The 26,885-nt window shown below is 66.9% G+C and carries 19 protein-coding genes; 15 read left to right on the plus strand and 4 right to left on the minus strand.

Translation table 11 applies throughout. The features are described from left to right. Nucleotides 1–44: 44 nt before the first annotated feature. The 9 genes from ACVISU_RS26350 (at nt 45) to dhaK (ending at nt 6,815) form a co-directional block, all read left to right on the plus strand. Nucleotides 45–173 (plus strand): hypothetical protein, encoded by a 129-nt coding sequence (locus ACVISU_RS26350; RefSeq protein ID WP_456708807.1) that lies wholly within the window; start codon nt 45–47, stop codon nt 171–173. Nucleotides 174–177: 4 nt separating this feature from the next. Next, on the plus strand, nt 178–1,275 hold the full coding sequence (locus tag ACVISU_RS26355) for an ABC transporter ATP-binding protein (RefSeq protein WP_456708808.1): 1,098 nt from the start codon (nt 178–180) through the stop codon (nt 1,273–1,275). After that, nucleotides 1,268–2,293: an ABC transporter ATP-binding protein gene (locus tag ACVISU_RS26360; protein WP_456708809.1), complete on the plus strand. Its 1,026-nt coding sequence runs from the start codon at nt 1,268–1,270 to the stop codon at nt 2,291–2,293. The genes ACVISU_RS26355 and ACVISU_RS26360 overlap by 8 nt, the downstream gene beginning before the upstream one ends. 22 nt (nt 2,294–2,315) lie before the next feature. Then, nucleotides 2,316–2,939 carry a dihydroxyacetone kinase subunit DhaL gene (dhaL, locus tag ACVISU_RS26365; RefSeq protein ID WP_050405517.1) on the plus strand — a complete coding sequence of 208 codons (624 nt, stop codon included), beginning with the start codon at nt 2,316–2,318 and terminating at the stop codon, nt 2,937–2,939. Next, nucleotides 2,936–3,328, plus strand: a complete 393-nt coding sequence (gene dhaM, locus ACVISU_RS26370) for a dihydroxyacetone kinase phosphoryl donor subunit DhaM (RefSeq protein ID WP_050405516.1) — start codon at nt 2,936–2,938, stop codon at nt 3,326–3,328. Before dhaL ends, dhaM begins: the two co-directional genes overlap by 4 nt. Before the next feature lie 31 nt (nt 3,329–3,359). Further along, nucleotides 3,360–3,662 carry an HPr family phosphocarrier protein gene (locus ACVISU_RS26375; protein WP_430641512.1) on the plus strand — a complete coding sequence of 101 codons (303 nt, stop codon included), beginning with the start codon at nt 3,360–3,362 and terminating at the stop codon, nt 3,660–3,662. Between the two features lies 1 nt (nt 3,663). Beyond that, nucleotides 3,664–5,283 carry a phosphoenolpyruvate--protein phosphotransferase gene (gene ptsP / locus ACVISU_RS26380; RefSeq protein WP_050405514.1) on the plus strand — a complete coding sequence of 540 codons (1,620 nt, stop codon included), beginning with the start codon at nt 3,664–3,666 and terminating at the stop codon, nt 5,281–5,283. Beyond that, a complete protein-coding gene (locus tag ACVISU_RS26385) occupies nt 5,273–5,698 on the plus strand; it encodes a hypothetical protein (protein WP_456708810.1) in 426 nt (141 codons plus the stop codon). The genes ptsP and ACVISU_RS26385 overlap by 11 nt, the downstream gene beginning before the upstream one ends. A 133-nt stretch (nt 5,699–5,831) precedes the next feature. After that, nucleotides 5,832–6,815, plus strand: a complete 984-nt coding sequence (gene dhaK / locus ACVISU_RS26390; protein ID WP_050405511.1) for a dihydroxyacetone kinase subunit DhaK — start codon at nt 5,832–5,834, stop codon at nt 6,813–6,815. A 187-nt stretch (nt 6,816–7,002) separates the two neighbouring features. Here dhaK and ACVISU_RS26395 read toward each other — a convergent pair whose 3' ends face one another. The 4 genes from ACVISU_RS26395 to ACVISU_RS26410 all read right to left on the minus strand — a co-directional run bounded on the left by ACVISU_RS26395 (nt 7,003) and on the right by ACVISU_RS26410 (nt 10,777). Beyond that, complete coding sequence (locus ACVISU_RS26395; protein ID WP_456708811.1) at nt 7,003–8,262, minus strand: arsenic transporter; 1,260 nt, start codon at nt 8,260–8,262, stop codon at nt 7,003–7,005. Beyond that, nucleotides 8,262–9,530, minus strand: coding sequence for an MFS transporter (locus tag ACVISU_RS26400; RefSeq protein ID WP_456708812.1), 1,269 nt, complete (start codon nt 9,528–9,530; stop codon nt 8,262–8,264). The genes ACVISU_RS26395 and ACVISU_RS26400 overlap by 1 nt, the downstream gene beginning before the upstream one ends. A gap of 218 nt (nt 9,531–9,748) precedes the next feature. Continuing rightward, entirely contained in the window at nt 9,749–10,198 is a 450-nt protein-coding gene (locus tag ACVISU_RS26405; RefSeq protein ID WP_456708813.1) for a hypothetical protein, read from the minus strand. A gap of 48 nt (nt 10,199–10,246) precedes the next feature. Next, nucleotides 10,247–10,777 (minus strand): hypothetical protein, encoded by a 531-nt coding sequence (locus ACVISU_RS26410; protein WP_456708814.1) that lies wholly within the window; start codon nt 10,775–10,777, stop codon nt 10,247–10,249. A 129-nt stretch (nt 10,778–10,906) separates the two neighbouring features. On the opposite strand from ACVISU_RS26410, the gene ACVISU_RS26415 reads away from it, so the two are divergent. The 6 genes from ACVISU_RS26415 (at nt 10,907) to ACVISU_RS26440 (ending at nt 26,817) form a co-directional block, all read left to right on the plus strand. Continuing rightward, the gene (locus ACVISU_RS26415) at nt 10,907–11,572 is read left to right on the plus strand and encodes a response regulator transcription factor (RefSeq protein WP_050405506.1); all 666 of its coding nucleotides are present in this window, start codon (nt 10,907–10,909) and stop codon (nt 11,570–11,572) included. Between the two features lie 110 nt (nt 11,573–11,682). Continuing rightward, entirely contained in the window at nt 11,683–12,963 is a 1,281-nt protein-coding gene (locus tag ACVISU_RS26420) for a sensor histidine kinase (RefSeq protein ID WP_456708815.1), read from the plus strand. 188 nt (nt 12,964–13,151) lie between these two features. Next, nucleotides 13,152–13,787 (plus strand): secretin and TonB N-terminal domain-containing protein, encoded by a 636-nt coding sequence (locus tag ACVISU_RS26425; protein WP_456708816.1) that lies wholly within the window; start codon nt 13,152–13,154, stop codon nt 13,785–13,787. Beyond that, nucleotides 13,784–14,299, plus strand: coding sequence for an RNA polymerase sigma factor (locus tag ACVISU_RS26430; RefSeq protein ID WP_050405504.1), 516 nt, complete (start codon nt 13,784–13,786; stop codon nt 14,297–14,299). The genes ACVISU_RS26425 and ACVISU_RS26430 overlap by 4 nt, the downstream gene beginning before the upstream one ends. Before the next feature lie 94 nt (nt 14,300–14,393). Further along, nucleotides 14,394–15,380: a FecR family protein gene (locus tag ACVISU_RS26435; protein ID WP_456708817.1), complete on the plus strand. Its 987-nt coding sequence runs from the start codon at nt 14,394–14,396 to the stop codon at nt 15,378–15,380. A 226-nt stretch (nt 15,381–15,606) separates the two neighbouring features. Then, entirely contained in the window at nt 15,607–26,817 is an 11,211-nt protein-coding gene (locus ACVISU_RS26440) for a filamentous haemagglutinin family protein (RefSeq protein WP_456708818.1), read from the plus strand. The last annotated feature ends 68 nt before the right edge of the window (nt 26,818–26,885 follow it).

Raw genomic sequence — 26,885 nt, forward strand, 5'->3', positions numbered from 1 at the left:
GCGTAGCGCGCTGGTTCCGCCGCGGGCCGTGGGAGGCCATCGCGATGACCCTGATCGGAGGCGGCATCATCATGCTGGTGCAGCCCTGGTCGATCGATCTCTACAGCTACTCCTTCGTGACGGTCCTCGCCGGCACGGTCGGCTTCGTCATCGTCAGCCATTTTCCGGAATAGCGCCATGGCACAGATCCGTATCGAAAACCTGCGCAAGTCGTTCGATCAGTTCACCGCGGTGGAAGGCTCGACCTTCACGATCGACGACGGCACGTTCTTCGCGATGCTCGGGCCCTCCGGCTGCGGCAAGACCACCACCTTGCGCATGATTGCCGGCCTCGAGCTGCCGACCGAAGGCAAGATCCTGCTCGACGACGAGGATGTCACGTTCCACCGTGCCGCCGCGCGCGATATCGCCTTCGTGTTTCAGCTGTTCGCGCTCTATCCGCACATGAATGTCGGGGAGAACATCGGCTTTCCCCTGAAGTGCCAGGGCATGGCGAGGCGCGAGATCCGCGAGCGCGTGCAGGAGACCGCGCGGATGTTGCGGATCGAGCATCTGCTGTCGAGCAAGACCTCGAAACTCTCGGGCGGCGACCGGCAGCGCGTCGCGCTCGGGCGCGCCATGGTGCGGCGGCCGAAGGCGTTCCTGATGGACGAGCCGCTGGGCGCGCTCGACGCCGAGTTTCGCCATCTGATGTGCGGCGAGCTGCGCGACCTGCACGATCGCATCAAGGCGACCACGGTCTATGTCACGCACGACCAGCTCGAGGCGATGTCGATGGCCGACCAGATCGCCGTCATGAACAAGGGCCGTGTCGAGCAGATCGGCACGCCGCAGGAGGTCTATGACCGGCCTGCGAGCATGTTCGTCGCCGACTTCATCGGCTCGCCGCCGATGAACTTCCTGCGCTTCGAGGGCGGCTTGCGATCCGGCGATCGCGCGGTCAGCTTCCACGACACCAGGCTTGCGGTGCCGGAGATCCGCGAGGACCGCGCCAGCGCGCCGCTCGCGCTCGGTGTCCGTCCGGAGCATATCCGCTTCGCTGACGCGGGCGCCGTTCGCGGCGAGGTGTTCGGCGCGGAATATCTCGGCACCACCCAGATTGTCACCGTCGACACGGCCTATGGGCGGGTCGCGGCGCGGCTGCCCTCCAGCGCTTCGGTGCGGATCGGCGAGACCATCGGTCTCGAATTCAATGCCGAGCGGCTGGCGCTGTTCGACATCGGCAGCGGCCGTGCGATCCGGACCGAGAGCGTGGAGGGTGTGCGCCATGGCTGACGTCACCCTGCGCAACGTCAACAAGCGCTTCGGCGCGATCGAAGCCGTTCGGGATCTCTCGCTGACGGTAAACGACGGCGAGTTCCTGGTCCTGCTCGGGCCGAGCGGCGCCGGCAAGACCACGACGCTGCGGCTGATCACCGGACTGGAGAGCCCCGATACGGGCACGGTGATGATCGACGGGCGCGACGTGACGCACGATCCGCCGGGCTCGCGGGATATCGCCTTTGTGTTCCAGCAATATTCGCTGTACCCGCATCTCACGGTCTACGACAATCTGGCGTTTCCGCTGCGCTCTCCCGCGCGGCGGGTTGCGGAGCCGATCATCCGCAAGCGCGTCGAACAGACCGCCGAGCTGCTGCATATCGCGAGCAAGCTGAACAACCGCGCCACCCGGCTGTCCGGTGGCGAGATGCAGCGCGTGGCGATCGGCCGCGCTTTAGTGCGCGATCCCTCGATCTATCTGATGGACGAGCCGCTGTCTTCGCTCGACGCAAAACTCCGCGCCGAGCTGCGGCTCGAACTGAAGCGGATCCAGATCGAGCTCGGTGCGACCATCCTCTACGTCACCCACGATCAGGTCGAGGCGATGACGATGGCCTCGCGGATCGGCGTGATCAGGGACGGCCGGCTGCTGCAGCTCGGCACCCCCCGGGAGATCTATGAAAGCCCGTCCAGCAGCTATGTCGCCTCGCGACTCGGGACGCCGCCGATCAACTTCCTGCCGGCTCGCCTGCTCGCCGATGTCGCGATGCCGGCCGGAACCGAGACAGTCGGCATTCGTACCGAGCATCTGCAGCTCGCTGCGCGTAATGGCGGGCAGATGGTCGGCCGCGTGCATCGGGTCGAGCACCTCGGCGAGCAGAATCATATTCACCTGGACTATAAGGGCGAGACGCTGGTGACGCTGGCGGATCCGCATCAGCCGCTGCAGGCCGGCCAGGAGGTCGACTTGCACCTGGTGCGTCCGTTGTGCTTCGACCGCGCGGGGCAGCGCATTGCCGCGGCGGTTCATTAGAGGGGGCGAGAGGATCGAGGAGATGTCGGTGCAACCTGAGACATTCAAGTCGTTGGTCAAGGCGGCCGCAGAGCGGGTCATCGCCAGCGCGCCGGAGCTGACCAGCCTCGACCAGGCGATCGGTGACGGCGACCACGGGACCAACATGAAGCGCGGTTGCGAAGCCGTGCTCGGCAAGCTCGATGTCATCTCGGCACAGCCGCTCGACGAAGCGCTGAAGATGATCGGCAAGACCCTGGTGATGACGGTCGGCGGCGCCTCCGGGCCGCTCTATGGCAGCTTCTTTCTGGCCGCGGGCGAGGCGCTGTCGCACGACAAGCACCTGCCCGACGATCTCGCCGACGTGTTCGGCAGCGCCGTGAACGCAGTCAGCGCGCGCGGCCGCTCGCAGGTCGGCGAGAAGACGATGCTGGATGTGCTGGTTCCCGTGCTGGAGACGTTGAAGATGGCGGCCGGCCAGCCGGATCTGATCGCGCGGGTGCGCGCCACCGCGACCGAGGCGGTCGAACGGACCGCACCGATGCAGGCCACCAAGGGACGTGCGTCGTTCCTCGGCGCGCGCAGCGTCGGGCATGTCGATCCCGGCGCACGGTCGAGCTGCGTGCTGGTGCAGGCGGTGTGCGCCGGCCTGGAGGCGCGCCCATGACCGATACCGTAGGGATCGTGATCGTCTCGCATTCAGCTGATATCGCCAAGGGAACCGCCGACATGGTGCGGCAGATGGTCGGCAGCGAGGTCAAGGTGGCCTTCTGCGGCGGCAATCCCGACGGCGGATTGGGCACCAGCGTGCCGCTGATTATCGACGCCATCAACGACGCCTGGTCTCCGAAGGGAGTCGCGGTGCTGGTCGATCTCGGCGGCGCCGAGACCAATAGCGAGATGGCGGTCGAGATGCTGGAGCCTGCGCGGCGCGATCTCGTTGTGGTCTGCAACGCGCCGATCGTCGAGGGGGCCGTGATGGCGGCGACCGAGGCGGCGGGCGGCAGCTCGCTGGCCCAGGTCAAGGCCGTGGCCGAGGAACTCTCTGCCGACTGACATGTCGGCGAAGCGATGATGGATGATGAGTATGCTTGATAAAGCGGACGGACAGATCTTCACCGGCAATGTGCGGCTGGTGCATGCGGTCGGCATGCATGCGCGCCCGGCGGTCAAGCTGACCAAGCTCGCCAAGAAGTTCCAGGCCCAGATCTCAGTGCGGGTCGCGGGCGCGCCCGAGTGGATCAATGCCAAGAGCGTGGCCAAGATCATGGCGATGCGTGCCGCGCACGGCAGCACGATCGAGATCAAGGCCTCCGGCAGCGACGCCGAAGCCGCCGTCGCCGCCCTGGTCGATCTGGTTGCCAGCGATTTTCCGGATGGAGCAGCCTAGCATGCAGGGCGGCGCTGCAGGACCGGCTTACCGCGGCAGGACCGCCTCGATTGGCTTTGCGCACGGTCCGCTGGTCCGCGTCGATGCGGGCGCCGGCGGCGAACGGGCTGCCGGCACACTGGTCGAGGAGGCGCTCGCCTTGCGCAAGGCGATCGATCTTGCGAGCGGCCAGATCGCCGATCTTGCCGCCAGCGCCGGCGGCGAAGCCGCGCAGATCCTCGAATTCCAGGTCGCATTGCTGGAGGATGAGGATCTGATCGAGGCGATCTTCGCGTCGATTGGGGAGGGACGTCCGGCCGACGTCGCATGGCGCTCGACGCTCGACGAGCAGATCGCGGAGTACAATGCGGCGGCGGATGAGTATCTGCAGGCGCGCTCGTCGGACCTTGCGGATCTGCGCGACCGCGTGGTCCACATCCTGCGCGGCGACGCGGGCGAGCCGCTGAAGATCCCGAGCGGTGGCGTCGTCTGTGCCGACGACCTGCCGCCGTCGCGCTTCCTGGAGATCGACTGGTCGGGCGGCGGCGGCCTGGCGCTGCTGCACGGGAGCCCGACCAGCCATGTCGCGATGCTGGCGCGGGCGCGCGGCATCCCGATGGTCGTGCAGCTCGGTGCCATTCCGGCTGCCGGCGCCACGGCGCTGCTCGACGGCGAAGGCGCGACGCTGGAGCTTGATCCCAGCGCCGAGCAGGTGCGCGTCTTCGAGAAGCGGCGGGAGAGCCACCGCAAGAGCCGGGCATCCGCGCGCGCGATCCTGCGGCGGCCGACCGCCTCGTGGCGCGGCGAGCACATCAAGCTTTTGATCAATATCCAGCGCGTCGACGACCTCGATGATGCGGACGCGCAATATGCCGACGGCATCGGCCTGATGCGGACCGAATTCCTGCTGGCCGGGCGGAACGACCTGCCGGATGAGGAGACCCAATTCCAGGCCTATGACGCAGTGTTGCGCTGGGCCGGCCAGCGGCCGGTCACGATCCGCACGTTCGATGCCGGCGGCGACAAGCCGGTGCCCGGCTTCACATTCGACGGCGAAGCCAACCCGTTCCTCGGCGTGCGCGGCCTGCGGCTTTGCCTCGCCCGGCCCGATATCTTTGCCGTCCAGCTCCGCGCGCTGGCCCGTGCCGCGGTGCGCGGCAATCTCAAGGTCATGTTCCCGATGGTGACGTCGGCGGACGAGCTCGAAGCGGGACGGAAGCTGTTCGCCGACATCGTGCAGCGCTTGCAGGCGGACGGCATTGCCGCGATGCTCCCGGAGCTCGGAATCATGGTCGAGGTTCCGGCGGCGGCCCTGGCCATCTCGAGCTTCAAGGCGTCGTTCTTCTCGATCGGCTCGAACGATCTCGCGCAATATGTGCTGGCCTGCGATCGTTCCAACGGAGCTCTCGCCCCCCTGATGGACCCCCTGCATCCCGCAGTGCTCGAACTGATCGCGCGGACCGCCGACCATGGCCGCCGCGCCGGCGTCAGTGTCAGCCTGTGCGGCGACATGGCGGGTGATCCGCGCTGTGTTCCCGCGCTTCTGAACTGCGGCCTGCGCGAATTGTCCGTGAACCCATCAGCGCTGGCGCAGATCAAGCAGACGATCGACCGGCTGAGCAGCGGAGGCAGTGTTGGCTGACACGGCGGCCGATGAAGCGCCCGAAGCCGGCGCGGTTGCGGCCTACAAGCGCATCTTCAAGGAAGTGCTGGAGAGCCGCCCGTCCGGCATGCGGCTGCGCCTCGCCCATGCCATGGGCAAGAACCGCAGCTTCGTCAGCCAGATCAGCAATCCGGCCTATCCGGTGCCGATCCCGGTGCAGCATCTCAATACGATCTTCGATGTCTGCCACTTTCCGCCGCAAGCGAAGACCGCCTTCCTGCGCGCCTATGCGCGCGCGCATCCGCGCCGAGTCGGCCGGTTGAGCGAAGGTTCGCATGAGCGGACGCTGACATTGCATCTGCCGGATCTCGGTAGCGCCAAACGCAACGCCGAGCTCGACGTGCTGCTGCAGGAATTCACGCGGCGCCTGATCGGCATCATGCGGGAAAAATAGGCGAAAACGCCAAGCAAAGCGTTTTCGAGCGAAGTGGATACCGGTTCGCGTGAAGAAGACGCGTCAAAACAAGAACCTGGAGCTTCGTTCCGATTGATAGGAGCGAAGCTTTGGACGAAGCGGGGAGGACACCATGAAGAAGTTCATCAATGCGCTCGACAATGTGCTCGGCGAGAGCCTCGACGGCTTCGCGGCCGCGCATGCCGATCTGGTCACGCTGGGCGCCGAGCGCAAATTCGTGCGCCGCCGCGAGCTGAACGGCAGGAAGGTCGCGCTGGTCTCGGGCGGCGGCAGCGGGCATGAGCCGCTGCATGCCGGCTTCGTCGGCTACGGCATGCTGGATGCCGCCTGTCCCGGCCAGGTCTTCACCTCGCCGACGCCGGACCAGATCGTCGAGGCCGCGCAGGCGGTCGCGGGCGAGGCCGGCGTGCTGTTCATCGTCAAGAACTACGCCGGCGACCGCATGAATTTCGAGATGGCGGCCGAGATCGCGGAGGGCCGCACCGCCACCATCGTAACCGACGATGATGTCGCGGTCGAAAAGTCGACTTACAGCACCGGGCGCCGCGGCGTCGCCGGCACCTTGATCGTCGAGAAGATCGTCGGCGCCGCCGCCGAGAAGGGCGCCGATCTCAAGACCTGCGTGGCGCTTGGCGAGCGCGTCAACGCGCGGACGCGTTCGATGGGCGTGGCGCTGACCAGCTGCACCGTCCCAGCCGCGGGCACGCCGACCTTCGCGCTCGGCGCGGACGAGATGGAGATGGGCGTCGGCATCCACGGCGAGCCGGGCCGCCGCCGCGTCAAGCTCGCGGAGGCCGACGCGATCGTGTCGGAAATGATCACCGCCATTGCCGACGATCTCGCGGCGCCGGCAGGCTCTGAGGCCCTGCTGCTGGTCAACGGCTTCGGCGGCACGCCGACGATCGAGCTCTATTTGATGTACAATGCTGCGCGTCGCATGCTCGAGCAGCGCGGCCTGCGCATCGTCCGCTCGCTGGTCGGCAGCTACGTCACCTCGCTGGACATGGCCGGCTGCTCGCTCACCGTGAGCCTGCTCGATGCCGAGACGACCGCATTGTGGGACGCCCCGGTGCGCACGGCCGCATTGAAATGGTGATCGCGGGCCACGGTGGTCGCGATGCGGAGCAGTCGTTCTTGGGCAAGACCGGCTCCGAAAAGTAACGCGCCGCCTCCCCCCGCCGTGAACGGCGGTCGCATGGAATTTCCTGCGAGGACAGAATCGCGTTGCTCTCACGGGTGGTGCATATTCGTGCCGAGCGCCGATGTCAGGGCGAGGTATGCTCTCATGTCGCGGTCAGCGAGAGTGCGAGGAGCGACAGCACCAACGCCGGCGGCATGACCAGGATGCCCAGCCGCAGAAAGCTGAGCGCACCCACGTGCTCGCCCTCGCGCCGCAGCGCGATCAGCCACAGGATCGTTGCGAGCGAACCGGTGACCGACAGGTTTGGGCCGAGATCGACGCCGATCAGAACTGCCCCGGTGATGTGATGCGATACCTGCGCGGCGTGCGTGGTCGTCGCAGCGATCAGCCCCATCGGCAGGTTGTTGATGAGGTTCGAGGCGATCGCCGTGACGATGCCGGCGCCCCATGACGTTGCGTGCGGCGCCAGCGCGGCGGATTGCCCGAGTTGTTCGGCGAGTGCTGGCAGCACGCCTGTGCGATTGAGGCCTTCGACCAGGATGAACAGCCCGGCGACGAGGGGCAGGACCGACCAGGAGATATCGCGAGCGACGGAAAGCGGCGACTTACGGCCGAGCAGGAGCACGATCGCGGTCACCACTGCACCGCAGGTGAAGGTCGGGATTCCAAGATCCAGGCCGAAGGCCGATGCAGCGAGCAGGACCACCGCTGTCGCGCCGATGCCGGCGGCGACGATCGCGGCGCCCCTGGTCAGGACGATCGGCTCGCCGTCGCGTTCATCGACGCCGCCGCACAGGCTATTCCGCAGGCTGAGCCGAAGCATGATGAAGGTCGCGGCGATCGCCACGATCGAAGGCAGCAGGAAGTGGTGCAGCCACTGCGGCAGCGTCGGCATCCGCGTGCCGAACAACACGAGGTTCGCCGGGTTCGAGATCGGCAGCACGAAGCTGGCGGCATTGGCGATGAATGCGCAGACGAACAGATACGGCAGCGGCTCGACCTTCGCGGTACGGGTCGCGGCGTAGACCGCGGGCGTCAGCACGACCGCGGTGGCGTCGTTCGACAGGAAGATGGTGACCAGCGTGCCGACCGCATAGACGATCGAAAACAGCCGGGATGCCGAGTTGCGCGCATGCCCGACGGCCTGTTCGGCGAGCCAGTCGAACAGGCCTTCCTTCCGTGCGACCTCGGCGAGCAGCATCATGCCGATCAGAAAGAAGTAGACGTCGGTGCCTTTCCCCGCGGCTGCGACGGCATCCCGCAACGGCAACAGGTCGAAGGCGATCAGCAGGACGGCGCCGGTCACCGCCCAGATGTATTCCGGCATGTTCCACGGACGGGCGATGACGCCCAGGGTCGCAAGACCCGCGATTCCCCAGGTCGCGGCATTGTTGGCGAACATCAGGCGATACCCGCGACGCTTGAAGCCATTGCTTCCGATACGCGCCCGGGCTTCGTCGCACAAGCCGGCCTCAACACCGTAGCGAACACGCTCCACAGCGCGACCGAGACCGCCGCGAAGCTGCCGAGGATGAGAAACATCGTTTCATATCCGAATTCCTGCGCGATCCAGCCGCCGATCGCCGGGCTGAGTGAAGCACCGATGCCTTGCGCCGTCATGACGGCGCCCTGACCGGCGTTGATCCGCCCCGTGCCATCAAGGATACGTGCGACGAGCCCCGGCACGGCGACGCTCTGCAACCCTGCACCGACGCCGTCGAGGATCTGCACCGGATAAACACCCCATCTATTCAATAGCCAAGCCGCGACGATACCCCGGATCGGCAAGGCAATGAACGATACCAGCAGGACCAGCCAGTAGCCCTCCTTTTCGGCCATCCGCATGGCGGCCAGCGAGGTCAGGATCATGGTGCCCTGGGCGATGACGATGGTCGTGGCGACAAAGCTTGCCGGGTCGGCCTGCTTGCCGGCCACGACCGCGAGGCCGTAGAGCGGCAGCATCGCCGCGTTGCCGAGGTGGAAGAACAGCAGAGCTGCGGCCAGGATCAGCAACGGCTTCGACTCGACCAGCACGCGCAACCCGCTCGCCGGCCTGTCGTCGTCGGTCTCGCGTGTGAGCCCGCGTGCGGCGTCGTCGTCGATGGATGCGCGCGGGATCATCAGCACCGAAATGATCGAGAGGATGCCGAAGAGCGCGGCGAGCCAGAACACCGCCGTGAAGCCGTACATCCAGCCGACGAATCCGGATAGTCCGGCGCCCACCATGTTGCCGGCGTGGTTGAACGCCTGGTTACGGCCGTTCTGTCGATTAAAGCCGGCCTGGCGCACGATGCCGAGCGTGATGCCGGCGACCGCCGGACCGATCGCGGCACCGGCGATTGCGGTCGCGACCTGGGATGCCGCCACCAGCCAGAACTCCTGCGACAGCAGCACGATGCCGGATGCGATGACGGTGCAGATGCCGGGGATGATGACGAACAGCTTCTTGCTGCGGGTGGCGTCGATCAGCGCGCCGGCCGGCGTCGTCATCAGCATGCCGGCGACGCCGCCCGCCGTCATCACCGTTCCGATCCAGCCGCTCTGCCAACCATGCGCGAGCAGGAATACGCCGAGGAACGGACCGATGCCGGCCTGCATGTCGGCCATGAAGAAGTTGAGCGCGAGCAGTGGACGAAGCGCGTCACCTCGATCTGCATTGGGTGCGGTCACCGGCACTACTCCTCAGAACCGAGAAACGAGGAAGATGCCGGCTCGCAAGCGCCGCAACGGCGTCTCAAGTGAATTCGACATGTCGTTTCCCAATGCTTGATTGATCAACCTGCCGAGTCGGCGGGCTGTGCGATGGAGCCGGCGTCCGGCTCCATCCTGTTGTCTTCAGCTACTCAGACCGCGGCTGGACAGACCCGCGTCTGTCGCGGCCGCAAGCCTCAGGCAGTGTCGTTTTCTTCGTCGACCAGCTTGGCTTTCCGAATCCGTCCGCCCAATTCCACGTGCAATTCGTAGGTCTCGCCGTTGCGCCGGCCGTCGAACTCGAAATGCTTGGGCTTGCGGCGGGGCGTGCCCAGCGGCTCGAACCCGGCCGCGCGCGCAGCCTCGATCGCCGTGGCGGGGTCGGCGGGCTCGTGGTGACCGTGATGGGGCTTCTTCTTGTGCTCGATCGTGGCGCTGGCGCCGTCGCACGAGAACCGCGTCACCTTGAGTTCGGAAGGCTTCTGCTCGCCTTCCAGCACGACCTCGGCGCCGATGCGCAGCTTGACGCGATCCGCGCCGTGCGGCGTGAGATCGGCAAGCACCGCGCCGCTCGAGGTCTGCACCACGAAGCGGTGCGCAAACACGTTGACGATCTTGCCGGACAGCTTGATCTGGTCTTCGGACATCCTGGTCTCCTGATTGTCATCCATTCGTCATTGTCAAAGCGGCTTTTCTCAAAGCGCTTTGGGAGGCGGCGGCAGCGCGCCTGAAGGTGGCGGAGGCGCATCGGCCCGCGGAGGCGGGGGCGGCGCTTCGCGAGGCGGATGCGGCGGGGGACCGAAGGCTTCGGTGCGGCCGTCGGCGTGAGAGACGATCTGGGCGTGAACGATTCCCCGATCGAACATGCCCTGGATCGTCACCGTCTCGCCCTTGGTAACAATGTCGGCGTTCTCGCCGCGGCGTCCGAGATCGATCAGTGCCCGGCCGCTGCCGTCCTCGACGACGAACATGTGGCCGAAGATCTCGGCGACGTTGCCGCGCACTGCGGCTGGGCCGCCGGGTTGCAGCCTGTCGATTGCGGTCGGCTGCAGCAGCAGGACGCTGCGCGGTTGCCAATTCTGGGCAACACGAAGACCGCCGGCACCAGCGGTCGCCCCCGCGAGAAGCATGGCAAGCGCGGCTCCGGCCAGCAGGCCGCGATGCCGGATCTGCCGGCGCTCGGGCTGCGGCGCTGGCGGAACATTCTGTGCATCGGTTTCGGTCATTGGACGCTCCTTTCATCGATTGCGATGTGCGGAGCCTAGGGCACTGGCCCCAATCCAGCCTGAACCGATCCGTTCAGGTTGAGTTAAGCTTGGGCGCCTAGTTCCGATCCAAGGTGTGAGTCGCATGAAATGAAAATCCTTCTGGTCGAAGACGATCGTCTGCTGGCGCACGAGATTGCCCGCGCCCTGCGCGAGGAGAATTTCGCGGTCGACATCGCGGCCAATGGCGAGGACGGGCAGCACCTCGGGGAAACCGAATCCTACGATGCCGCGGTGCTCGATCTCGGGCTGCCCAAGGTGCCCGGCGTCGAGGTGCTGCGCGGCTGGCGCAAGCACGGCCGGCATTTGCCGGTGCTGATCCTCACCGCGCGCGACGGCTGGACCGACAAGGTGGACGGCTTCAAGGCGGGCGCCGACGACTATCTCACCAAGCCGTTCCGGATCGAGGAATTGGTGATGCGGCTGCGCGCACTGGTCCGTCGCGCCTCCGGACATGCCGCGCCGCGCATTTCCTGTGGGCCGCTCAGCTTCGAAACCCAGACCGGCGTGTTCGAGCTCGATGGACTGCCGTTGAAATTGACCGCCCTGGAATGGCGCGTTCTCGAATGCCTGATCCTGCGCAAGGACACCGTGGTCGAGCGCGGCCTGCTGGCGGAAAAGATCTATGAAGGCGACGTCGGGACCGACTCGAATTCGATCGAGGTGATCGTCGCGCGGCTCAGGCGCAAGATCGGCAAGGCGCTGATCGAGACCGAGCGAGGCCGCGGCTACAAGCTCAACTCGGAATCCCGGTGATGTGGCGGAACGCATCGCTCGGCCGGCGCCTCATGATCGGGGCCGGCGTGTTCATCACCGCAGCACTGATCGTCGCCGCGATCCTGATATCGTTCGTGCTGCATCGTTTCGTGCAGGGGCAGATCGATCAGAGGCTCGATGGACAAATCCTCTTCCTGGCGTCCATGCTCGAGGTCGATGGCGGCGGCAACATGCATCTGGCGGGATCCGCCGACGGCCCCCCCTTCGACCGGCGCCGACATGGCTGGTACTGGCAGGTCTCCGGACTGAACAACGTGCTGCGGTCCCGCTCGCTCGATGGCGCGGACCTCGCCGCGCCGGATATCCGTAACAGACGGGCGCCGCCTCCACCACCGCCACCTCCACGCGCCGATGGCGATCCGCCGCCGCGGGAGCGTCCGTTGCCCGCCGACGGCGAAGGCCCATACGGCCGCATGCTTCACTTCCGCATCCTGAATGTGACGGTCTCCGGCACACCAGTCACGATCGTTGCCTCCGCGCCGCGAGACGCGGTGCGCGGGCCGTTGTGGGAGGCGATGCGCACCCTGTCGCTGTCGCTCGGTGTGCTCGGCATCGCGTTGATCTGCGCCATGCTGATTCAGGTCCGGCTCGGATTGCGGCCGCTGGAACGGCTGCGTCAGGCCGTCGCCGATGTGAGATCGGGACGTCGCGACACCGTGCCCAACGCCCAGCCCGATGAGGTGCAGCCATTGGCCACCGAACTGAATGCGCTGCTGGTGCAGAACGCGGCCAATCTGGAGCGGGCGCGCAAACATGTCTCGAACCTGGCGCACGGCCTGAAGACGCCGCTCGCAACGCTGGCGGTCGCGCTGAAGAAGCAGCCCCCGGGCTCGGACGATCTGCATGGCCTCGTCGTGCTGATGGACCGGCGCATCCGGCATCATCTGGGGCGCGCCCGGTCGGCCGCGCTCGGCGGTCCGGTCCGGACCAGGACCGAGATCGCGCCGCACGTCGCCGATCTCGGCCTCGTCCTCGGCAAGGTGAACGCCGACAAGACGATCGATTTCGTCAATCACATACCGGCCGGCGTGACGGTCGCCTGCGAACAGCAGGACGTCGACGAGATGCTGGGAAACGTGCTGGAGAACGCCTTCTCCTGGTGCCGCGGCAAGGTCACGGTCGGATCCCGCGAGGAGATGCGAAGCGTCGTCATTGCCGTCGAGGACGATGGACCGGGGCTTTCGCCGGAGCAGATGTCGCAGGCGGTGCAGGCCGGCCAACGGCTCGACGAAAGCTCTCCAGGATTCGGCTTCGGCCTGTCGATCACGCGCGAGCTTGCCGAGTTGTACGCCGGATCACTTGCCTTGGACCGGTCCCCGCTCGGAGGACTTCGGGTGGAGATCCGTCTGCCGTCCGCTAGTCTGGATTGACCGATAGTCCGTCAGGCTCATGACGCCGGCTGTGCGATGACCATCTTCAGTCTTCCTGACATGAGATTGTTACACTGCCTGCCTATGTTCTTCGCCCGACCATGACAGGCTTGTAAACGCAAGGAGCCGAGTTGACCCCGGATGCGCCAGCGCGAGTCTGGAGCGCTCGGCGGCTGTGCCGTGCTCTGATGTTCTGGGTCTGTCTTGTCGCGGCGCCGCCGAGCGCATCGGCGCAGGAGGCGCAGATCGACTTTGATATCGCAGCCCAGCCGCTGGCGGCCGCGCTCGAGCAGTATGGTGCCGTGGCTGGTCGGAACGTCCTCTACAACAGCAACCTGACGGCCGGACTGCGTTCCAGCGCCGTGCGCGGGCCCATGACCGCGGACATGGCGCTCGCGCGCCTGCTCGCGGGTAGCGGTCTGTCGGCGCGTGTGCTCGGAGAGACGTCCTTCATGCTTTATCCAATACCGACCACGGCGCAGGCGGTGCTGCCGGTTTCGGTGAGCCATTATTATGCGCGGGTACAGACCGGCCTTCGGGCCGCACTGTGCGCGGAGGCTGATGCACGGCCGGGCCGATATCGGATCGCACTACAGTTCTGGATTGATCCGGCCGGCAACGTCGAGCGGTTCGCACGGCTGGGATCGGCGGGCAGCGCCGCGGTCGATGCGGGCATCGATCACGCGCTGCGCCGGATACGAGTCGATGTACCGCCGCCGGCGGGCCTTGCACAGCCGGTGACCCTGGTGGTCGTCCCGCAAGGATCCGGCACAACGATGGCCTGCGATGGTCCTCCGGCGCGCCGCGCCAGCGCGACGCCATGACCGAGGCGTCCCTGGCGCTGATCAGACGCCTGCTGGTCGAGCGCTACGATGAACTCAAGCGACGGTTAACGCGACGGCTGGGATCGTCCGAGCTCGCGGGCGAAGCGTTGCAGGATGCCTGGCTCCGCATCGCCCGGGTGGATTCGATCGGTGTGGTCCGCAATCCCGGCAACTATATCTTTGGGGTCGCCATGAACGCGGCGCGCGATCGCCAGCGTACTGCCGATAGCCGGACCTTGAGCGCCGCCGAGGTCGACGGATTGCTCGAGGTCGCCGATAGCGCGCCCGATCCGGAGCAGGTGGCGCGTGCGCGTTCGGACCTGCGCGGGCTGGAAGCCGTCCTGCGCGAATTGCCGCCGCGTCGCCGCGCGATCCTGCTCGCCGCACGGCTCGACCAGATGCCGCGGCAGGAGATAGCCCGCCGCTTCGGCATTTCCTTGCGCCTGGTCGAGTTGGAGCTGCAGCGGGCGCAGGAATATTGTCTGGCGCGGCGCGATCGGAACGGCGGATGAAGATGCGGATTCGCCTGGCTGGAAACGTCTTCTTGGGAGTGGTGGCGCGAGCCGCCGTATCTTGGCGTAGGCGGGCATGGGGCGGGCTCCGGCCATGAGCGCGAAGGACAAGGACGACATGGAACTTGACCCACTCAAGCGGGAAGCGGTGGGCTGGGTCCGGCATCTCACCTCGGGGCGGGCCACGGTGGCGGACGCCGAGGCGCTGCGGCGCTGGTGCGCCCAGAGCGCAGATCATGTTGCGGCCTTCACCGCCGCGAGCCGGCTGTGGAGAGACCTTGCTCCGGCCGGCCGCAATGTCCGGGCGGCAACGATGACCGGACGATTGCCAAGTGCTTCGCGCCCGCTGCACCGCCGTGCGCTGCTTGGTGGCGGGCTCGCGGCCGCTGCCTCGGCGGCGGGCGTCTATGCGCTTGCGCGTCCGCCGCTCGGTCTGTGGCCGTCATGGTCGGAGTTCGCGGCCGACTACCGGACCGCAACCGGCGAGCAGCGCCACGTGGCGCTGCCTGGCGATGTGTCAATCCAGATGAACGTGCAGACCAGCATCGCGCTTCGGCCTGCCGATCCCGGCGCGGCACGGATCGAGTTGCTTTCCGGCGAGGCGGCGTTCGCCACATCCGGACGCAATTTTGGCGTACGAGCGGCCGACCGCTGGATACTCGCGGACAAGGCGCAGTTCGACGTGCGCTATGTGCCGGCTGGCGGCGAATGGCCGGTCTGTGTGACCTGCCTCAAGGGCGAGCTGCAGGTCCAGCGTGGCGCCCAGGCGATCGCACTGAAGGAGAGCCAGCAGCTGCGCTACGACGCGCGTGGGGAGACGCTTGTCGCTGCCGATATCGAGGCTGCCTCCGCCTGGCAGCGCGGCTTCCTGTTGTTTCGCTTCACGCCGCTCTCCGACGCGGTCGAGGAAATCAACCGCTACCGGCCTGGCCGCATCTTCATCGTCAATCCGGCGATCGCACGGCTGCCCGTCAGTGGCCGCTTCCGCATCGATCGGATGGACGAAGTTCTGACCCAAATCCAGCAGGCGTTCGATGCGCGCGTGCGGTTGCTGCCTGGCGGAATCGTGCTGCTGAGCTGAGCATGGTTGCCGCGATCTTGCGCTCTGCGGCGACACGAAACTTTCACAAAAATCCCTTGCGGCTTTCGGCGGGGCTTCCCGTCACGCTGGTGTGACCTCTGCGATGTTCGCTGGAAGGACTGTCATGCCGGTTCGAGCTCAAGCCATCCATCAGCCCCGTACACGCGGTGAATTGGCCGCCCGCACGCTGTTGCGGTCGTCGCGCCTTGTGTCCCGCAGCGGGTTGATGGCCGGCACCAGCCTTGTGACATTGTTGCTCGCCTCGTATCCTGCTGGCGCGAGGCCGCTGACCGGCGCCTGGACGCTCGGCGCGCCGCACTACGCCGCCGATGCGGCGAGCGCCGGGGCCCAGCAGGCGGCCGCCGCTGCCGCCCAAAGCTCTGGTGCATTGACGCGGGCGGCCCAAGCGATCCAGGCCATGCAGGCGGCACAGGCCGCCGCGCGCAGAGCCGCACAGGCCTCCGGCACGTCGCAGACGCTGCCGCAGCTGGCGGTGCCGAACGGTCTGGCGACGGGCGGGCTGCAGGTCGCGCCAGGCGCCGCGCCCGGATCGGACCTCTGGTCCGGCGCCAACCTTCCGACCCAGACCAGCGCGAATGGACGCACCAGTGTCGGCATCACCCAGACCGCGCCGCAGGCCATCCTCAACTGGCAGAGCTTCAATGTCGGCGTCCAGACCGATGTCGTCTTCAATCAGCAGGGCAACAGCAACTGGGTCGCGCTCAATCGCGTGATCGGCAATGTCGGGCCGAGCCAGATCCTCGGCCGCATCAGCGCCGACGGCCAGGTGCTGGTGATCAACCAGAACGGCATCATTTTCGGCGGCGCCAGCCAGATCAATGTCGGCTCACTGGTGGCCTCGACACTCAACATCACCGATCAGCAGTTCAAGACCGCTCTGCTCAATCGCTCGCCGTTTGACAATGCCGGCAATCTGCAGGCCCCGATCTATGCCAACGGCAGCGGCCCGACCGGCGACGTCATCGTCGAGGCAGGTGCCGTGATCCTCACGGCGCCGCCCGCAGCCGTCACCACGGGAGGCGGCAACGTCTTCCTGCTCGGCGCCAATGTGCAGAACAACGGCAGCATCGTCACGCCGGGCGGCCAGGCCGCGCTCGCTGCCGGCACGTCGGTCTATGTCACGACCAGCGGCAGCACCAGCCAGCTGGGTCTGGTGTTAAATGTGCTCAATGGCGGCACGGTCAGCAACACCGGCCTCGTCGCAGCGCCGACCGGAAGCGTCACCCTGGTCGGCATGAATCTGCAGCAGTCCGGCGTGCTGGTGGCGACCACCTCGGTCAACCAGGCCGGCTCGATCCTGCTGTCGGCGCAGCAGGGCCTGCAGGGAATATACGGTTATGACAGCTCCTCGCGCTACGCGGTGTCGACGCAGGCCGGTAAGGTGCAACTCGCGCCCGGCAGCCTCACCGCGGTCCTTCCCGAGGAGGACGGTCTGACCGCGATGGACACCCAGCCGCAGGCCCAGTCGCGCATCACGGTCGAGGGCGGCTTCGTCAACGTGCAGTCGGGAGCTGCGATCATCGCGCCGTCCGGACGCGTTGCGCTTCAGGCATCGAGCCACGGCGACCAGCTCTATCTGCAGGACAATCCGACCGCCAAGATCAACGCGAACTCCAGCCCCGACGGGGCGCGTGTGCTGGTCGACACCGGCTCCCTGATCGACGTTTCGGGGCTGCAGGGCGTCCCGGTCGCGGCGTCGAGCGATGTGGTGCAGGTCGACGTGCGTGCCAACGAGCTGCGCGACTCGCCGTTGCAGCGCGGTGGTATCCTCTCCAGCAAGAAGGTGTGGGTGAACCTCCACGATCTCAACCCTGTGGCGTCGGATCGGGTCTACACCGCCGGCGGCCTTCTCGAGGTGTCGGGATGGCTCGGGCAGGTCGAGCGTCCGATCGACCAGCGCCTGACCACGGGCGGTTCGGTGAGCGTCTATTCCTCGGGTGATGCCATCCTGCGGCCCGGTGCGTCGATCGATATTGCGGGCGGCTCGCTCGCGCATCAGGCCGGCTATGTGCCGGTCACCTGGCTGGTCGGCTCCGACGGCCGGATCTACAGCGCCAATCGAGCTCCCGCGGATCTGACTTACAGCTCGATCGGGGTCGGCTTCACGGTCAATCACACCCATTGGAACGTCACCGAGTTCTATGCCGATCCACTGCTCGCCAGTCAGGTGTACCAGCCGGCCTATCTGGAAGGACGCGCCGCCGGCGCGCTGACCGTGATTGCGAGCGCGGCTGAGGTCGACGCCTCGGTAGTCGCGGCAACCATCAATGGGCCCTATCAGCGGACCGCCAACACGCTTCCATCCGGTGCCGCGTTCACCATCGGGGCGTCCGATGCGAGCATCGTGCCCACCAGCGTGGTCATCGCGCCGTCAGTCGCGCCGCCGGACATTTCCAGTGCGACGTCGCCGCTGCCGCCGTCCTGGCAGCAGACGGTCTATCTGTCGGCCGATCTGCTCGACCGGGTGAACTATGGCAGCATCACCATCAACGCCCGGGGCGGCGTGACCGATCCGGTCAGCGGCGCGGTATCTCCCGCTATCAGCCTCGTGCGCGGAGCCAAGCTTCAGGTTGCCCCCGGCGGCTCGATCGCCCTGAACTCGAATATCGCCTTGGTCGGCGGGGGCATTTCGATCGACGGCCAATTGGTGGCGCGGGCCGGCTCGATCACCGTCAACGCCGCGCAGCAGGGAACCACGATCCTCACCGGCGACGTCGAACTGCATCCGGGCAGCCTGATCGATACGCGCGGTCTGTGGGTCAACGATCACACCGGCGGCACCGATACGCCGCCTGCGCTCTACAATGGCGGCAATGTCAAGCTGGCCGCCTACGGCAGCGTTCGGATCGATGACGGGGCGGTGATCGATGCGTCGAGCGGCGGCTGGATGCAGAGCACCGGCAAGATCAAGAGCAGCAACGGCCTGCCGGTCGGAACCGGCGGCAACATCACGCTGATCGCCGACGGCTTCGGCGCGACGCTGCACAATTCGACGACGCTCGCGCAGGCCTACCCGGGCCGGGTCTATCTCGACGGTACGCTGCGGTCCTACGGCTTCACGGGTGGCGGCACGCTCGGCATCGCCACGCTCGCGATCCAGATCGGCGGCGACGCCATCCTTCCGCTCAGCACCATCAGCAGCATCAACGCCGACGGGACCAGCAACCTCGCGGCGGTCGATCCCGCCAGCGTGCTGCAGCTGTCGCCCGGCTTCTTTGCCGGCGGCGGCTTCAGTCAGTATGCCCTCTACAGCTACCAGAACCTGACGGTCGCGCGCGGCACCGATATCGAGCTGCACGGAGTCAATCTGGTTCCGAATCCGCAGGCCGCCCTGGCGCCGACAGGCAGCGATGTCATGAGCGTCGCGACGGCGGGGGTGCTGCCGTCGTACCAGCGGCCGGCGCCCGTCAACCTCGTCCTGAGCGCGATCGATGCCTTCAACGGCAATCTCGACGTTCAGCGCGGCGTCGTGATCGATGCCGATCCGCAAGCGACGATATCCCTGCACGCACGCCATCAACTCAGCTTCGACGGTACCATCAGCGCGCCCGCCGGCACCATCAATCTCGATTTGACCGGCACCACGGGAACCTGGAACGCGGTCGGCTCCCAGGCTGGCGTGCCGCCCAACAATGGGCCGTCCTACAATGCCGCGCAGACGCTGTGGATCGGCGCGAACGCAAGGTTGCTGGCGCCCGGCCTGGTGACGTCGATGCTGGACGGGCTGGGGCGCCCGGTGAACACGGTGCTCGGCGGCGGTCAGGTCAACATCAATCAGGACACTCAGCCCGCGCTTTACTATCCCTATTCGGCCACTCAGCCTTATGGCGAGCAGCCGCTCGGTGTCGTCGTGGCGCAAGCCGGGGCGATCATTGACGTGTCGGGAGCGTCGGGAACGATCCTCCAGGTCGCGGGCCGATCCGGTCTGACGCAGACCCAGGTTGCGACTCCGGGCGGCAGCCTCGCGATCCGGGCATCGCTCGGTCTGCTGTTCGACGCCTCGATGAAGGCGCAGGGCGGTGGGGCTGGCGTCGCCGGCGGCAGCCTGACGATCGATCAGGTGATCGGGACCTATGTCGCGGACAGCTCCGGGGCCTCGCAGTTCGTGCAGCCGGTGTTCCAGACGATCGTAAGTCAGGCGGCGCCGCTGATGACGACGGGTCTGTCGCAGGGGCAGGCGATCGCGGGCGGCTTGCTCGGAGAGCTCTTCATCGGCGCCGACCAGATCTCCAGCGGCGGCTTCGCATCGGTATCCCTCGGCGCGGTCGATGCCCTGGTGTTCAACGGCAGCGTCAACCTCGCCGCGGCGCGCAGCCTGACCATCAACGCCAGCAACATCAGCGCGACGCCGGGCGCGATCGTCCGGCTCAACGCGCCCTATGTCGACATCGGCGGCGGTCAGCGCAACATCAACGAATACATCAGCAGCAGCTACATTCCGGGCGGCAGCTACAGCGCAATGCCGATGGCCGGCACGGCGCGTCTCGAGGTCGATGCCGACCTGATCGACATCGAAGGCACCCTGCGCAGCGGCGCAAGCTACAACTACGTCACCAGCTTCATCAATTTTTACACGCCGGTTCAGCAGGCGGTATCGCTGCCCGGCTTTGCCAGCATGGCGTTCAACAGCCTTGGCGACATCCGCCTGGTGCCGGCCTCGAGGACTTCACCCCTCTACGCCGCCAAGTCGACGACGTTGACGACCGCCGGCGACGTGACGTTCACGGGGACGGAGATCTATCCGATCAGCACCGGACCGGTCAGCAATGCATATTCAAGCGTCCCGAGCGGTTTGTTCCTGATCCAGGCGACAGGGCCGAGCAGCGTGGTCAGCTTTGTCAGCAACGGCCAGGCGCCCTACACGCCGCTGTCAGCGGGCGGATCCGTGCAGATCGTCGCGCCGACCATCAATCAAGGCGGCGTCCTGCTGGCGCCGCTCGGGCAGATCACCTTCGGGGATCCGAACAATCCTGCCGGCACGCGCGCGATCAACCTGCTGCCGGGCAGCATCACGTCGGTGTCGGCCGCCGGCACGCTGATCCCGTACGGCGCGCCGCTCGGTAACACCGACTGGATCTATGGCTATGACAATACCGGCACGGCGAACACGATCAGCGCGCCGCCGGCCAAGACGATCTCGTTCTACGGCAAGGCGTTGACGGTCGCGGGCGCGTCCGGTGGGGCGGCAACCGCGCGCATCGACGAGTCCGGCGGTGGCGATCTCTACGGCGCGCAGTTCGTCAGCGGCGCCGGCGGATCGGTCGATACGCTCAGCGGCACCCAGACATTTGCGATTCTGCCGAGCCTCGGCAACCGCTATGCGCCGCGCGACCCGCAGATGCAGCTCAGCGATCCGACGCAGACGACATCGGCACCGGTGGCTCTGCAAGTCGGCCAGCAGATTTATCTGAGCGGCATTCCGGGATTGCCGGCCGGCACCTACACCTTGCTGCCGGGGCACTACGCGTTGTTGGCCGGCGCCTACAAGGTCACGGTTGCGGAGAATCAGACTACCGCGACCGGGCTGTCGAATTTTGTGCAGCGTGACGGCTCTTACCGTGTGCTGGGCTACGGCGAGGTCGCCAACACGGGCTTCCGCGACGCGCTTCCTTCGGTCTACATCGTCACGCCGGGAGCGGTGGTCCGCCGGCAGTCGCAATATGCCGAAACCACGGCCACTCAGTTCTATGCGGCCAAGGCGGCCGCAAGCGGCATCGCGGCGCCCTATCTGCCGCTCGATGCGGGACAGCTCGTCATCAATGCGACCAACAGCCTGTCGTTGCCGGTCACCGGCGGGTTCGGCGACTTCACGGCTCCGGCGGGCGGCCGCGGCGGGCAGGCCGACATCGTGGCGTCGAATCTCGAGATCCTTGCGCCGGGCGGCGCCGCAGCGCCGGGCATGACCGGGCTGCAGGCCAGTGCGCTGGACAGCATCGGCGCGCAGAGCATTCTTATCGGCGGCACGCGCAACCTGAACGGCAACGTGCTGACCATCACGCCGGCGGCGCAGCAGCTCCAGATCGACAGCGGAGCGGTGCTGACCGCGCCAGAAATCATGCTGACGGCGAGCAGTGCGATCGCGATCGGCGCCGGCGCACAGGTCGATACGACATCGTTCGGCGCGATCGCGACCCTGTTCCCGAACCATCCGAAGACCGGCAAGACCCTGGGATCGATTGCGCTGGCGCGCGTCAGCGGCGGCGGTGCCGGCGCATTCGTGCTGGCGTCCAACGCGCCGGTGCTGCCGGTCACGTTGCCGGCCGGGAGCGGCAGCGCGAGCATGCTGAGCATTGGCGCGGGCGCGCAGATCTTCGGCGGCAGCGTGCTGGCGCTGAGCGCCTCGAACACGATCAGCATGGATCCCTCCGCCCGCCTTGCGGCGCCGACCGTCATGGTGAGCGTGCCCGCGATCAATTTCGGCACCGGAGGCGCTTCGGGCTTCAACCTGAGCGCCGGCCTGCTCGCGCAATTGTCCGCAGGCGATTCGCCGCGGCATCTCGCGCCGACCGGCAATTTGATGCTGTCGGCGTCCACCGCGATCAACGTCTATGGCTCGGTCGATCTCGGCGAGCTGGATCCGGCGACCGGCCGGCCCCTGCTCGCCGGGCTGACCTTGAGCGCGCCCGTGATCAACGGGTTCGGTGCCGCGACCGACAGCGTCAGGCTCCGCGCCAATAGGATCACGTTGAACGGCGGCGCCATCGGCGCAGCTTCGACCGGAACCGGGCAGGGCGCGTTCGAGATCGATGCGGCGCAGCTGACGCTGGGTGGCGGCGGCAATCTGGCCTTCGGCGGCTTCAACAACGTGACGCTGGCGGCGTCCGGGCAGGTGATCGGCGGCGTCGCGTATGCCGGCCCCATCGCCGCGGGCACGATGCAAACGATCGGCACGGTGTCGTATGCGCCCGGCGAGGTGATGCCGGGCACCTTCAGCGTCAGCGAAAACCTGACGATCGCCGCGCCCCTGGTGACGGCCCAGGCCGGCGCGCTGACGCAGCTCATCGCCAATGCCGGCACGGTCAGCTTCGCCGCGCTGCCCGGCAGTGCCGTCCAGCCGGTCGCCAGCTCCAGCGGCGCGACGCTCTCGGTCTCGGCGCAGCGCATCGTCCAGGGCACGACGATCAACCTGCCGTCCGGCGCGATCAGCTTCTCGGCGCAGAACGGCATTACGCTTCAGGCCGGCTCGGTCACCAATGTCGCCGGCGCGGTGACGCCGTTCTTCGATGTGGTGCGGATTGCGCCGGCCGGCAGCATCACGCTGCAGACCGTGAACGGCGATGTCTCCGTTGCCGCCGGGGCGGTGGTCGATCTGCGCGGCGGCCGATTGGGCTCGGTCACGCTGCCGACGCTCGATGTCGTGGATTCCGACCCGGGCGGCAACGCCGGCACGCTCACCATCGTCGCGCCGAACGGGACGGCCCATCTCGACGGGCAATTGCTGGCCAGCGCCGATCCGCGCTACGCTGGCGGCAGTGCGGTTCTCGCGCTCAAGTCCGGTGACGCCGGTGCACTGCTCGGCAGCATCGCAGGTTTCTCGGGCGAGCAGGCGCTGACGCTGGCGAGCGGCGACATCAATGTCGGCAACATCACCGGCCGTGACGTCGAGCTGACCGCGAGCAGCGGCAGCATTACCGTCGCCGGTCTGATCGATGCGAGCGGCGGCCGCGATGCGACCATCCGCCTGATCGCCGGCAACAATCTGGAGCTGGGCGCGCAGGCGGTGCTCAATGCCGGCACCGCCGTCGCCAAGGGTGGCACGGTATTCCTCGGCCTCGCCGGCAACAGCACCGGCATGCTGACGTTCGACGCCGGCTCCACGATCAGCGTCGCCGGCACCGATCCGAATATCGCGCTCAACGGCGGACAGGTCTGGCTGCGCGCACCGCGGACCGCAAACAACGTGCGCATCAGCAACAACGGGGTCCAGGTCGCCGGCGCCCGCGAGATCGTCGTCGAGGCAGTCAAGATCTATGACGTCAGCGGCACGCCCTATGTCGACGCCAATCTGGCGACAGCCGACGCCGACGCACAGGCGTATGTCGCTGCCGCCACGATCAAGACTGGCATCGGCACGCTGACCGGCAACTCCGTCACCGCCTTCCACCTGATGCCCGGGATCGAGCTGGACAGCAGCGGCGACCTCCAGCTGTTGCAAAATCCATCCCCCACCAACTCCGGTATCGATCTGCACACCTACCGCTACAATGGCGAGCCGATGGTGCTGACGCTCCGCACAGCCGGAAACCTCTTGATCAACGGCAGCCTCAGCGACGGTTTTGCCGCGCCGGTCAGTTCGCCGGACGGCAGCATCTTCGCGATCGCGGCACCGCTGCCGGCGGGCTCCGGATCAGCGACGCTGCGGCTGGTTGCGGGCGCGGATCTCGCGGGTGCCGATCCGCTGGCGGTCATGCCGGCCGTGCTGCGTCCCGCGGCCACGGCGGCCAATCCCGAGCCAGGCTCGATCGTGTTCGCGGCGCCCTACCTGATCGACGCCAATGTCAATGACAGCGGCATCGTCGTACAGATTCCGAGCGTGGTCCGCACCGGCGCGCGCGACATCGAGCTCGCTGCGGCCGGCAACATCGACATCCAGACCGCATTCGGCATTTATACCGCGGGGCAGCCCGTAGCGCCGAATTTCACGGCGGGGCAGCGCGCGCTGATCTTGAACGCCTACACGTACACCTACGACAATTATCTCGGATATCACTCCGACGCGAGCGGCAATCTGACGGCGTACGACACGCTGTATCCCCTCGCATTCAACGCCAGCTATTCGAGCGGCGGCGGCAATCTCACGGTCAAGGCGCATGGCAGCCTGATCGGCGCCGATACGAGCAATAATGGTGTGACGAGCTACGCGGCTTCCGAGCCCGACACCTATTGGCTATGGACCGAACCTACGGCCGTCAGTCCGACGTGGTTCGTCAATTTCGGCACTTACTCTCAACCGTATCTCGATTACGGGGTCGACTCATTTCCGTCCGTGGCCGCGTTCAAGGGGCTCGGTGCGTTGGGAGGAGGAAACGTCCGGGTCGCTGTCGACGGCGACCTCAGGAATGTCGACATCAGCCTGCCGACAACGGGCGGATTGACGAGCACCGGCGCGGTGTCGGTGTACGGCGGCGGCAATCTCTCGCTGACCGTGGGCAGCGGCATCAACTACGCCAATCTGCTGGTCGGGCAGGGAACGGCCGACATCCAGGCCGGCGAGGTCGGGATGGCGCCGCTGAGCACCAGTGCTCTGACAGTCGCGCGGGTGGATCTGCTGATCGGCGATGCCCAGCTCAACGTGGTGTCCCGCCGCGGAATCAACGCGATCGTCGGCGATCCGACGCGGATGACGCAGCAGCCCGACCCCACGAGAACCGGCTATAGCGTTCCGGCGGGCCTGGAGGGAAATGGGCCCCCCTCATTTTACTATCTCACCGCGGTCCCCTATGGCTTCTTCACCAGCATGACGACCGCCAGCGCCCTGACCGAATTCGCTGAAGGCGGCGACATCACGGTGCATGGTGATTTCGCGCCACCGATCTTCGAATTGACGGCGGCCGGCGGATCCATCCGGGCCGGCAGCATTCAGCAAACCGGGTCCGGTTTCCGCTATCTCGCCGCACTGGCTGCGCCGACGGCCCGCCTCGATCTGCTGGCTCAGCAGGATATCGTGGGTTTTGGCGTCAGCATGACGGCGGCCGATCTAATGTCCCAGGTCAATGGCGCCTCGGCGCCGGCAGGCAGCGATTACCCGAGCACGCTCGCCAATTCGGCCAACGACACGCTTGGCGGGGCTCTGTCGCTGCCCTCGAACCTGGTGCAGTTCAACGATCCGCATACCGTGCATGTCTATGCGGTGCAGGGCAGCCTGACAAATCCCGCGCTGGCGACGTCGGAGCGCGCGCAGGTGCGCGCCGGTCTCGATATCGTCCGGCCGATCATCAATATCGAGAACGCCGGGCTCGGCGACGTCTCGCTGGTGCAGGCCGGGCGCGACATCGTCAGCTGCCAGCCCTGCAGCCTGGCCTACCCGGACTTCTTCAACATTCGTGTCGAGGGGCCCGGCGCGCTTTCCGTCCTCGCCGGTCGCGACATCGTTGCGCAGAAGGGCCAGTATGGCTCGCAGGGCGTTGGCATCACGTCGGTCGGCAACGCGGACAATCCGTTGTTGCCGCCGACGGGTGCCTCGATCAGCATCGCGGTCGGTATCGGCGCGAGCGGCCTCGACACCACGGCCTTCATCAACCTCTATTTCGATCCGCAGAACACCGATGCGACGACGCAAGGCTATCTCGCGCAGCTGACCAGCCACATGAGCAGGATCGAGGGCATCGCCCTCAGTCGCGACCAGGCGCTCGCCGATTTCCGCAACCTCACCCCGGTCGCACAATTGCCGTTCATCGAACAGGTGTATTTCGCCGAGCTCAGGGCGGGCGGCGAGGCGGCGGCCAAAGGGCTTGGCGCCGGCGGCAAGGGTTACGACCGGGCCTACCGGGCGATCCAGACCTTATTTCCCGGCAGCGTGATCGGCGGCACCACCACAGCCTATGCCGGCAATTTGTCGCTGTTCCAGCTCGCACGCATCCGCTCCGAGCAGGGTGGCAGCATCAACATCCTGGCGCCCGGCGGCGGCGTCTCGCTCGGCATCGAGAACCAGACGCCCGATTTGACCGGGCAGACCGACACCGCACGCCCCGGCCTGCTGACGCTCGAAGGCGGCGACGTCAACATCTTCACCGATCGGAGCGTCGTAGTGGCGCAGTCGCGCGTCTTCACCGAGCTCGGCGGCGACATCCTGATGTTCTCGACCAATGGCGACCTCAATGCCGGCAAGGGCAAGCAGACCTCGATCGTGACGTCGCCGCCGCTGGTCGTCTACGATCAGTATGGCCGCGCGGCCAAGACGCCGAACACGCCGCAAACCGGCGCCGGCATCGCGACCCTGATTGGCGTGCCCGGCGTGCCTCCTGGTAACGTCGACCTGTTCGCATCGCACGGCACGATCGATGCCGGCGAGGCCGGCATTCGCGTGTCGGGCAATCTCACCCTGGAAGCGCTGCGAGTGCTCAACATCGCCAATATCCAGGTGCAGGGCACGTCGGTCGGTGTGCCGGCGGTGCAGGGGCCGCCGGTGGCGGCATTGACCGCGGCCAACAACACCGCGGGCGCAGCCCAGCAACCGACGACCGCGACGCCGGCGGCCAATACCGGACAGCCCTCGGTCATCATCGTCGAGGTGCTCGGCTATGGCGGAGGCGACGGCACGCCGGATTCCGACGGCAACGACCAGCGCCGCAGCGGCAACGAGCGGCAGAGCTATGATCCGAACAGCATGTTTCGCGTGGTCGGCAGCGGTAAACTGACCGCTGAGCAGGCGCAGCAGCTGACAGATGACGAAAGGCAGCGTCTGTCGTCACGGTAGCGACCGGGGTGCGGCAGGCCTTCGGAGATGCCGCGGTCGGACGGCGCGACAGTCGACGTCGGTCCTGA

This window comes from Bradyrhizobium sp. USDA 4452 (assembly GCF_054063575.1).

Excerpts from the sequence above, each read along its gene's own strand:
- ACVISU_RS26350 (WP_456708807.1), top strand. The coding sequence starts at position 45 with ATGACCCTGATCGGAGGCGGCATCATCATGCTGGTGCAGCCCTGGTCG.
- ACVISU_RS26355 (WP_456708808.1), top strand. The coding sequence starts at position 178 with ATGGCACAGATCCGTATCGAAAACCTGCGCAAGTCGTTCGATCAGTTC.
- ACVISU_RS26360 (WP_456708809.1), top strand. The coding sequence starts at position 1,268 with ATGGCTGACGTCACCCTGCGCAACGTCAACAAGCGCTTCGGCGCGATC.
- dhaL (WP_050405517.1), top strand. The coding sequence starts at position 2,316 with ATGTCGGTGCAACCTGAGACATTCAAGTCGTTGGTCAAGGCGGCCGCA.
- dhaM (WP_050405516.1), top strand. The coding sequence starts at position 2,936 with ATGACCGATACCGTAGGGATCGTGATCGTCTCGCATTCAGCTGATATC.
- ACVISU_RS26375 (WP_430641512.1), top strand. The coding sequence starts at position 3,360 with ATGCTTGATAAAGCGGACGGACAGATCTTCACCGGCAATGTGCGGCTG.
- ptsP (WP_050405514.1), top strand. The coding sequence starts at position 3,664 with ATGCAGGGCGGCGCTGCAGGACCGGCTTACCGCGGCAGGACCGCCTCG.
- dhaK (WP_050405511.1), top strand. The coding sequence starts at position 5,832 with ATGAAGAAGTTCATCAATGCGCTCGACAATGTGCTCGGCGAGAGCCTC.
- ACVISU_RS26395 (WP_456708811.1), bottom strand. The coding sequence starts at position 8,262 with ATGTTCGCCAACAATGCCGCGACCTGGGGAATCGCGGGTCTTGCGACC.
- ACVISU_RS26405 (WP_456708813.1), bottom strand. The coding sequence starts at position 10,198 with ATGTCCGAAGACCAGATCAAGCTGTCCGGCAAGATCGTCAACGTGTTT.
- ACVISU_RS26410 (WP_456708814.1), bottom strand. The coding sequence starts at position 10,777 with ATGACCGAAACCGATGCACAGAATGTTCCGCCAGCGCCGCAGCCCGAG.
- ACVISU_RS26415 (WP_050405506.1), top strand. The coding sequence starts at position 10,907 with ATGAAAATCCTTCTGGTCGAAGACGATCGTCTGCTGGCGCACGAGATT.
- ACVISU_RS26425 (WP_456708816.1), top strand. The coding sequence starts at position 13,152 with ATGTTCTGGGTCTGTCTTGTCGCGGCGCCGCCGAGCGCATCGGCGCAG.
- ACVISU_RS26430 (WP_050405504.1), top strand. The coding sequence starts at position 13,784 with ATGACCGAGGCGTCCCTGGCGCTGATCAGACGCCTGCTGGTCGAGCGC.
- ACVISU_RS26435 (WP_456708817.1), top strand. The coding sequence starts at position 14,394 with ATGAGCGCGAAGGACAAGGACGACATGGAACTTGACCCACTCAAGCGG.
- ACVISU_RS26440 (WP_456708818.1), top strand. The coding sequence starts at position 15,607 with ATGGCCGGCACCAGCCTTGTGACATTGTTGCTCGCCTCGTATCCTGCT.